The 7,440-nt window shown below is 65.8% G+C and carries 5 protein-coding genes; 3 read left to right on the top strand and 2 right to left on the bottom strand.

Features of this window, described 5'->3' with window-relative positions:
• Positions 1-34 precede the first annotated feature (34 nt).
• On the bottom strand, positions 35-952 hold the full coding sequence (locus EB836_RS17695; RefSeq protein ID WP_073884831.1) for a serine hydroxymethyltransferase: 918 nt from the start codon (positions 950-952) through the stop codon (positions 35-37).
• Between the two features lie 280 nt (positions 953-1,232).
• The gene (locus tag EB836_RS17690; RefSeq protein ID WP_073884832.1) at positions 1,233-1,937 is read right to left on the bottom strand and encodes a hypothetical protein; all 705 of its coding nucleotides are present in this window, start codon (positions 1,935-1,937) and stop codon (positions 1,233-1,235) included.
• A 171-nt stretch (positions 1,938-2,108) separates the two neighbouring features.
• Here EB836_RS17690 and EB836_RS17685 point away from each other — a divergent pair, with 171 nt between their 5' ends.
• The 3 genes from EB836_RS17685 to EB836_RS17675 all read left to right on the top strand — a co-directional run bounded on the left by EB836_RS17685 (position 2,109) and on the right by EB836_RS17675 (position 7,010).
• Complete coding sequence (locus EB836_RS17685; protein WP_073884833.1) at positions 2,109-3,926, top strand: ABC transporter ATP-binding protein; 1,818 nt, start codon at positions 2,109-2,111, stop codon at positions 3,924-3,926.
• A complete protein-coding gene (locus EB836_RS17680) occupies positions 3,923-5,662 on the top strand; it encodes an ABC transporter ATP-binding protein (RefSeq protein ID WP_073884834.1) in 1,740 nt (579 codons plus the stop codon). Before EB836_RS17685 ends, EB836_RS17680 begins: the two co-directional genes overlap by 4 nt.
• An 85-nt stretch (positions 5,663-5,747) precedes the next feature.
• On the top strand, positions 5,748-7,010 hold the full coding sequence (locus EB836_RS17675; RefSeq protein WP_073884835.1) for an MFS transporter: 1,263 nt from the start codon (positions 5,748-5,750) through the stop codon (positions 7,008-7,010).
• The last annotated feature ends 430 nt before the right edge of the window (positions 7,011-7,440 follow it).

The raw sequence follows: 7,440 nt of genomic DNA, 5'->3' as shown, positions 1-7,440 counted from the left end.
AACGCACCGGCCGCGGATTCCGCAACGCGGAGAACTACCGGACGCGTATCCTGCTCACCAGCGCCGCGAGAACCGTAGCGTGAATACCCGCCACAGCAGGGTCATTCACCACGAACCGCGAAGAGCCGACAAACCCAGGTCGGCCGGCGAGATGGAAGGTGGCAGCCTTGGCGGCGATGCTCTGATTGAGCGCTCCGCCTTGGTGCCCGGGGAAAACAGCCGCGTCGATTCGGTCGGCCAGTGAGCCCCGGCAGAGGACCAGCCCACCGCGCGCACCTCCGAGAGTCTTGTGGGTCGTGCTGGTGACGACATCGGCATACGGCACCGGCGAGGGGTACACACCGGCTGCGATCAGGCCAGCAAGGTGTGCCATATCCGCGACGAGAAAGGCGCCGACCTCGTCGGCGGTATGTCGGAACCCGGCCCAGTCAACCGTCCTCGGATAGGCTGTCCACCCTGCAACGATGACTCGCGGTCGATGCTGGCGCGCGAGACGGGCCACGGTCTCCAAGTTCACCAGCCCGGTATCGGAATCCAGGTGATATCGGACAGCTTTGTAGAAGGTTCCTGAAGCATTCATTGTCGTGCCGTGTGAGAGGTGCCCGCCGTGGGAAAGGGCCAAACCCATCACCGTGTCACCAGGTTTCATCAGGGCGCCGAACGCAGCGGCGTTCGCCTGAGCTCCAGAGTGCGGCTGCACATTTGCGTGGTCGGCCGAGAACAGCTTCCGAGCCCGATCAATCGCGAGACGTTCAATCTCATCGATATGGGCACATCCGCCATAGTAGCGACGGCCCGGATATCCCTCGGAATACTTGTTTGTCAGTATCGAACCCTGCGCCTGAAGCACGGAGACTGGCGCGAAGTTTTCCGATGCGATCATCTCCAACGTCTGCCGCTGACGTGACATTTCCTCCGACACGAGGGTGTGCAGCTGGGGGTCTGCGTCCATCAGTGACTCGTCGAGATCGTTGTGCGCTGGCGGCGACGCTCTGCGAGTTGACCGAAGGGACTCATCGGAGTCCGGCGGCCAGGCGTCAGTGCTGTCTGTCGCGGACAAGGCAATCACCTCCGATGGGCTCGGCAAGCGCGGGTGACCGGAGATCCGCCTGGGGAGGGTGTCCGCGCCGGGTAGGACCGACAATCCGATGCCAGGTGTGCAGTGCACAAATTATCGATCGGTGCTAGTGTACCCGATGCCTTTAGGTGAGGCTACCCTAATGAGATGTTGCCTATGGTTTCATCGGCTGTCTCGTCGCAATGCGGGCTGCGACGCCGTCGAGTGCACGCTCGACTGCGTAGTTGTAGAGCCTATCGAGGTCAAAGGCATGGGCGAGCGTGTCCGCGAACATTGCCGCCCCTGGATGCTGACTGTCCTCGGACAACATGCCGAGGCTTGCGAGGATCGCGTCCTGAAGCTTGGGGTCGACATCTCGCTCGTCTTCGGAGGCGATCAGGTGCACGGCGGTATTCAATAGCATGATGTGTGCGGCGGGTGCTTCGTCGCCCAAGCCGGCCTCAGCGAGCTTGCTGACCCCGGTATCGATCATCAGCACCGCCGCAGGGACGGTCGTGGCGGCCATGCCGAGCCAGCGGGCGACGCCGGGGTGCGCAGACAGTGTGTCGTGCAGCGAGGTGAGGAGCTGCTGATACCACGGTCGCCACGAGAGTTCTGGTGACGGTAAGTCGACTGAGCACATGACGGCGTCGACGATGACGCGGTCGACCTCGTGGCGTGGGCCGACGCGGTGCGCAATCGCCGTCGGCCAGCAGCCGACCTCTTTCGCGAGGTCCCGAGTGGACCACCCGGCTAGGCCGCGGGCGGCTGTGAGGCGGACTCCGGCTTCGATGATCTGCTCTGTAGTCAAGGGGGCTTCGTCCGCGGCGGTGCGCGGTCCGCGCTGGCGTTTGCTCTTCTTTGCCTTCGGCTTTGTCATGCTCGGCTCCCATCCGCGGAGTGTCGTGCCACCACGATACCCGGCGTAGTTGTCCGTTGAACAAACGCGCCGGGTAAGGGTACACTCACTTCAAAGATTTGTGCACTGCACAGGGCCCGCGATCGGGGACCGTGCAGACCGTCGATGAGTGGATGCTTGAAAGGATGGCTCATGCCCGATGATGCGACCGCTACTCAGGCTGTGTTGCCCGACGCTCAATCCGAGTCGGCGCCGGATACGCTTGAGCCCGAGACGAGAGCCGCTGGTAGTGACAAGAGCCTCGGCTCGCTGCTCGCTCCGGTGCGTGGGCGGCTGATCCTGGCGGGGGCGTTCCAAGCGCTTGGCGCGCTGACGTCCTTGGTGCCGTATGTCGCGATCTATCGGATCGTCGAGGAACTGTTGCAGCCGGCAGGCGCGAGCGGGAACGTGGTGTGGGCGTGGGCGGTCATCGCCGTGATCGGCGTGTTGGTGCGCACTGCCGCGACAGGGGCGGCATACACCATCACTCACGGAGCGGACGGAACGGTGGGCCAGGCGCTTCGGCAACGATTGACCGATCGGCTGTGGCGGGTGCCGCTGGGCTGGTTCGGAGAACGCTCCTCGGGTCAGGTGAAGCGCCGCCTGCAAGATGACGTGCACGACGTGCATCATCTGGTGGCACACGCGATCAACGACCTGGTGGGAGCCATAGTGGCCCCGCTCGCGGGATTCGTACTGCTGTTCGTCGTCAACTGGCGATTGGGCCTGGTGTGCCTGGTGCCGGTGCTGCTGTACTTCGTCGGACTGAGCGTGATGATGCGCGGAAACACGGAGAACGCGGCACGCTGGGACGAGGCATTGGGCCGGGTGAACTCCCGGATCGTGGAGTTCGTGCAGGGCATCGCGGTCGTGAAGACATTCGGCCGGACGCGCAGCACTCAGGAGCGCTACCACGCAGTCGGTGACGAGCTGGCCGTGTTCTTCGAACGCTGGATGGGACCACTGCTACGCGTCAACGCGCTGGCGAGTGCGGTACTGGCACCGCCGACGGTGATCGCCCTGGTGCTCGCGACAGGGGCCTGGTTCGTCCATTCAGGGTGGGGGGCGCCGGCCGAGGTGCTGCTGGCGTTGATGATCGGGGTCGGACTGGGTGCACCGGTGCTGAACATGGGGATCGGGGCGCAGGCAATGCGCACCGCCACCGCGGCAGCGGCGCGGCTGGGCGACCTGCTCCGCACCCCGGTACTACCGCAGGTCGCGCATCCACGCACCCCGGAGGGTGCCGTGGTGGAGTACGACGGCGTGCGATTCTCCTACGATGGGCAGACCGACGTGCTCTCGGACATCGACCTCGTACTGCGACCCGGCACCGTCACAGCACTGGTGGGCCCATCGGGCTCCGGCAAGTCCACGCTGGCGCGGCTGCTGCCCCGGTTCTGGGACGTCACCGACGGTGCGATCCGGATCGGCGGAGTCGACCTGCGGCACGCGGCTCCCGAAGAGATCTACCGGCGAGTCGCATTCGTGTTCCAGGACAACGTTCTGCTGCGCATGAGCGTGCGCGACAACCTGCGCCTAGCGGCCCCGGACGCTGACGACGCGACCGTGGAGGCGGCAGCGCGAGCGGCGCAGATCCACGACGTGATCATGTCCATGCCGCATGGCTACGACACGATCGTGCACGAGCAGGTGACTCCGTCCGGCGGTGAGACCCAGCGGCTGTGCATCGCACGGGCCATGCTCGCTGACGCTCCCATCGTGGTGCTAGACGAAGCCACCGCCTTCGCAGATCCCGAATCAGAAGCAGCCGTCCAGGACGCCCTGTCAACGCTGATCGCAGGCCGTGCGGTCCTCGTCATCGCGCACCGGCTGCGCACGATCACCGACGCGGACCAGATCGTGGTTCTCGAGGGCGGCCGGGTCGTCGAGACCGGCCGCCATGACGAACTGCTGGACCATGGCCGACTCTACGCCGCTCTGTGGAACGCCCAGGAAGGAACGACCGCATGATCCGCAAGCTGCTGCCGATCCTCGCATCGGACGACCGGGCGAAGATGCGCGCCTTCCTCACCGTCTGCGTCGCCTACGGGATCCTCCAGGGCGTCGCGCTGCTGCTGGCGATCCCCGCACTACGCCACCTGCTCGCAGGTGAAGCTTCTGCGAGCTGGCCGTGGATCCTCTCGGTGATCGGTGCCGCTGTCATCGCGGGCATCGCATTCTCGATCCAGAGCGTGCTGGGATCCCGGATCGGGCTCGCCCTGATGCGCGGCCTGCACCGCAGCATCATCGACCACCTCGGCGTGCTGCCGGTGGGCTGGTTCTCCTCCGATCGCACCGGAAGACTCTCGCAATCAGTCTCCCAGGGCACGACCGCCGTGTGGACGGCCGCCTCGACCCTGATCCAGCCGCTGGTGACCGCCGTCGTTACGCCCATGACCATCGCGCTAGGGCTGCTGTTCATCGACTGGCCGGTGGCGCTGACGATGCTGATCGCCGCCCCACTCCTGTATCTGGTGTACCGGTGGGCGGCCGCGCTCGCTGAGCGCTCGGCCGATCAGATCGACCAGGCGGCGGTTGAGGCGGCCAGCCGCGTCGTGGAGTTCACTCGCGCCCAGCCGGTGATGAGGGCATTCCGGGCCGATCAGGCCGGCAACGGCATGCTGGCGAGAGCACACCGCGCCCAACAGGAAGCCTCCCGCCGCTCGCTGCGCACCAGCCTGCCCGGCCTGATCGGCTTCGCGACCGCCGTGCAGCTGATGTTCGCCGCCGTCATCGTCATCGCCGTGTGGCAGTCCCTCACCGGCGCGGCGAGCGCGGCGACCGCCGCCGTGGTGCTGTTCGCCGCCGCACGCTTCACCGGTCCACTCATCGACGCCGCCGACCTCGGCTCCGCGCTCCGGCTCGCCGGTCACGACCTGGATCGCATCGACAATGTCCTCGACGAACCCGCGCAACCCGAGGGCACAGACAGCATCGAACAGGCCGGAGAACTCGCCTTCGACCACGTCGACTTCACATATCCCGGGGGTCGACAAGTGCTGCACGAGGTGACTTTCTCGGCGCACCCGGGAACCACTACCGCTCTGGTAGGGCCGTCAGGATCGGGCAAGAGCACGATCCTGCAGCTGGCCGCCAGGTTCTTCGACCCCGACGCAGGCACTGTGCGCATTGGCGGTGTCGATGCCAGGCTGCTGCCGGTACAGACCGTGATGGAGCAGCTCTCGGTGGTCCAACAGAACGTCTACCTGCTCGATGACACGATCGAGGCCAACATCCGTTTCGGCAACCCGGAGGCCACTGACGACGAACTGCGCGAGGCGATCCGTCTGTCCCGCGTCGACGAGATCATCGACCGGATGCCCCACGGCCTCGACACGCAGGTCGGCGAGGCCGGAGTCGCGCTCTCTGGCGGAGAGCGTCAGCGCGTCTCCATCGCGCGAGCCTTCCTCAAGGACTCGCCCATCGTGCTTCTCGACGAGATCACCGCATCGCTCGATCCGGAGAACGCGATCGCCGTCCACGCCGGCCTGGCCGCACTGTCTGAAGGCCGAACCATGCTGATCGTCAGCCACGACCTGACGACGATCGCCGGAGCCGACCAGATCCTCGTCCTCGATGACGGCGCGATCGTGGAGCACGGCACCCACACCGACCTCGTCGCCGGCACAGGTCTGTACGCCGACTTCTGGGCCGAACGCGAACGGGCCCAAGGCTGGCGCGTCACCCACCCCACCGACGCCTCATGAAACGACACGCGAGAACAGCGCGGTGTGCGCACACATGCTACGCCGTCATCGTGACCGACCCGGATGCACTGAAGGACCCCCGAGGATGACGACAAGCAACCCCGCGCAGATCAAGCTGGTGCTAACGGCGGTGTTCCTGGCCTACCTGGCGCAGATGACGCTGAACCCCATCATTGCCCCGCTCTCACGCGAGGTCGGCCTGGCCGAATGGCAGGTCGGGGTGACCATCAGCACAGCAGCGATCATGGTGGTGCTCACGGCTCAGATATGGGGGCGCCGGTCGCAGTCGCTGGGACGCAAACGCGTTCTCCTCGCGGCGCTGGCCCTCGGTGCGATCGCGACGGCAGCCTTCGCGCTGATCTCCCAGGTCGGCATGATCGGCGCTCTCAGCGGCACCGTTCTGTTCGCGCTGTTCGTCGTGCTGCGCGGTATCGGGTTCGGCACCGCCATTGCTGCTATCCAACCAACCGCGCAGGCCTACATCGCTGATGTCACCACCGATGAGACCACCCGGATCAAGGGCATGGCCGGTGTGGGCGCGGTCCAGGGCGTGGCTCAGATCGCCGGTTCCGTTGTCGGTGGCCTGCTCGCCGCTTTCGGGCTGATGGCCCCGATCCTCTCCGTCCCGGTGCTCCTCGCCCTCGGCCTCGTGCTGGTCGCCCTTCGGCTGCGCCCCGAGGCGCGCACCACACTGATCGAGAAGCCTACGAGCGTCCGGCCGACAGACTCGCGGGTGTGGCCGTTCCTGCTCGCCGGGTTCGGCATGTTCACCGCCCTGGGGTTCATCCAGATCGTCACGGGCTTCATAGTCCAAGACCGACTTCACCTGGACGCGAAGACAGCCGGAGTGCTCACCGGCGCGGCCCTCCTGGCCGCAGGTATCGGCATGATCCTCGCCCAGACAGTCGTTGTTCCTAGTACGGGATGGGGCCCGGCCACCCTGCTGCGTGTGGGCGGCGTGGTTGCGCTGCTCGGATTCCTCGTGCTGATCCCCGATGCCGGGCCGGTCGCCCTCTTCGGATCGATCGCCCTCATCGGCCTGGGCTTGGGTACCGCCATGCCCGGCTACACCGCCGGACCAACACTGTTGGTCTCCCGCGAGGAACAAGGAGGCCTGGCCGGGCTCATCGCCGCCAACATGGGTCTCACCTTCGTCGTCGCACCCACCGCCGGTACCGTCCTGTACGGCGTCTGGACCTCTCTGCCGATCATCGTCGGCGCGGCCATCATGGCCATCGTCTCCGTGTTCGTTCTCCTTCACCCCCGATTCCGACGCATCCCGACTCCGCCCGAAGGCGATGCGACGAATTCGGACGTGCCAACGCAGGACGCCGGCCATGAACGTTGAGGCAAACGGGCTCTTCCCGGTTCGTGGTGATGGGGAGCGTCGCGTCGTTGACGTAGAACGGCTCGTGGTCCTGCTGTGATGGGTGTTGTCAAGACATCCGAATCTCAGAGGACCACGAGCCTGTGCACGAGAGTACTGGTTCGCAGCGTGATGCTGCGAGCACGATCTTCAACTTGCCCAATTACCGCGTCATCGATGCCGTCGACCTGCCCGACGGGGGCCGGCGGGTGGTGATCGCCTCGACCGTCCCGCCGGGCTGTCCGTCCTGCGGCGTGCTGGCGACGAAGGTCCATTCCCGCCGGTCTGTCAAGTCCCGGGTTTTCTAGAGGCTGAGCGTTCGTTCAGTTTCTTAGGCTGCTAATTCCTGTAGGCTCGTGTAGTGGGTTGCTTCGATTTCGGCGGGAGTCTGATACCCAAGCATTGAATGTAG

The sequence above is a fragment of the Brevibacterium sp. S111 genome (genome assembly GCF_004745075.1).
Taxonomy (GTDB): domain Bacteria; phylum Actinomycetota; class Actinomycetes; order Actinomycetales; family Brevibacteriaceae; genus Brevibacterium.
This window is presented reverse-complemented; position numbering and strand designations above follow the sequence as displayed.

Bases quoted from the DNA above. Each gene is read 5' to 3' on its own strand.
- EB836_RS17675 (WP_073884835.1), top strand. From the start codon at position 5,748: ATGACGACAAGCAACCCCGCGCAGATCAAGCTGGTGCTAACGGCGGTG.
- EB836_RS17690 (WP_073884832.1), bottom strand. From the start codon at position 1,937: ATGACAAAGCCGAAGGCAAAGAAGAGCAAACGCCAGCGCGGACCGCGC.
- EB836_RS17680 (WP_073884834.1), top strand. From the start codon at position 3,923: ATGATCCGCAAGCTGCTGCCGATCCTCGCATCGGACGACCGGGCGAAG.
- EB836_RS17685 (WP_073884833.1), top strand. From the start codon at position 2,109: ATGCCCGATGATGCGACCGCTACTCAGGCTGTGTTGCCCGACGCTCAA.
- EB836_RS17695 (WP_073884831.1), bottom strand. From the start codon at position 952: ATGGACGCAGACCCCCAGCTGCACACCCTCGTGTCGGAGGAAATGTCA.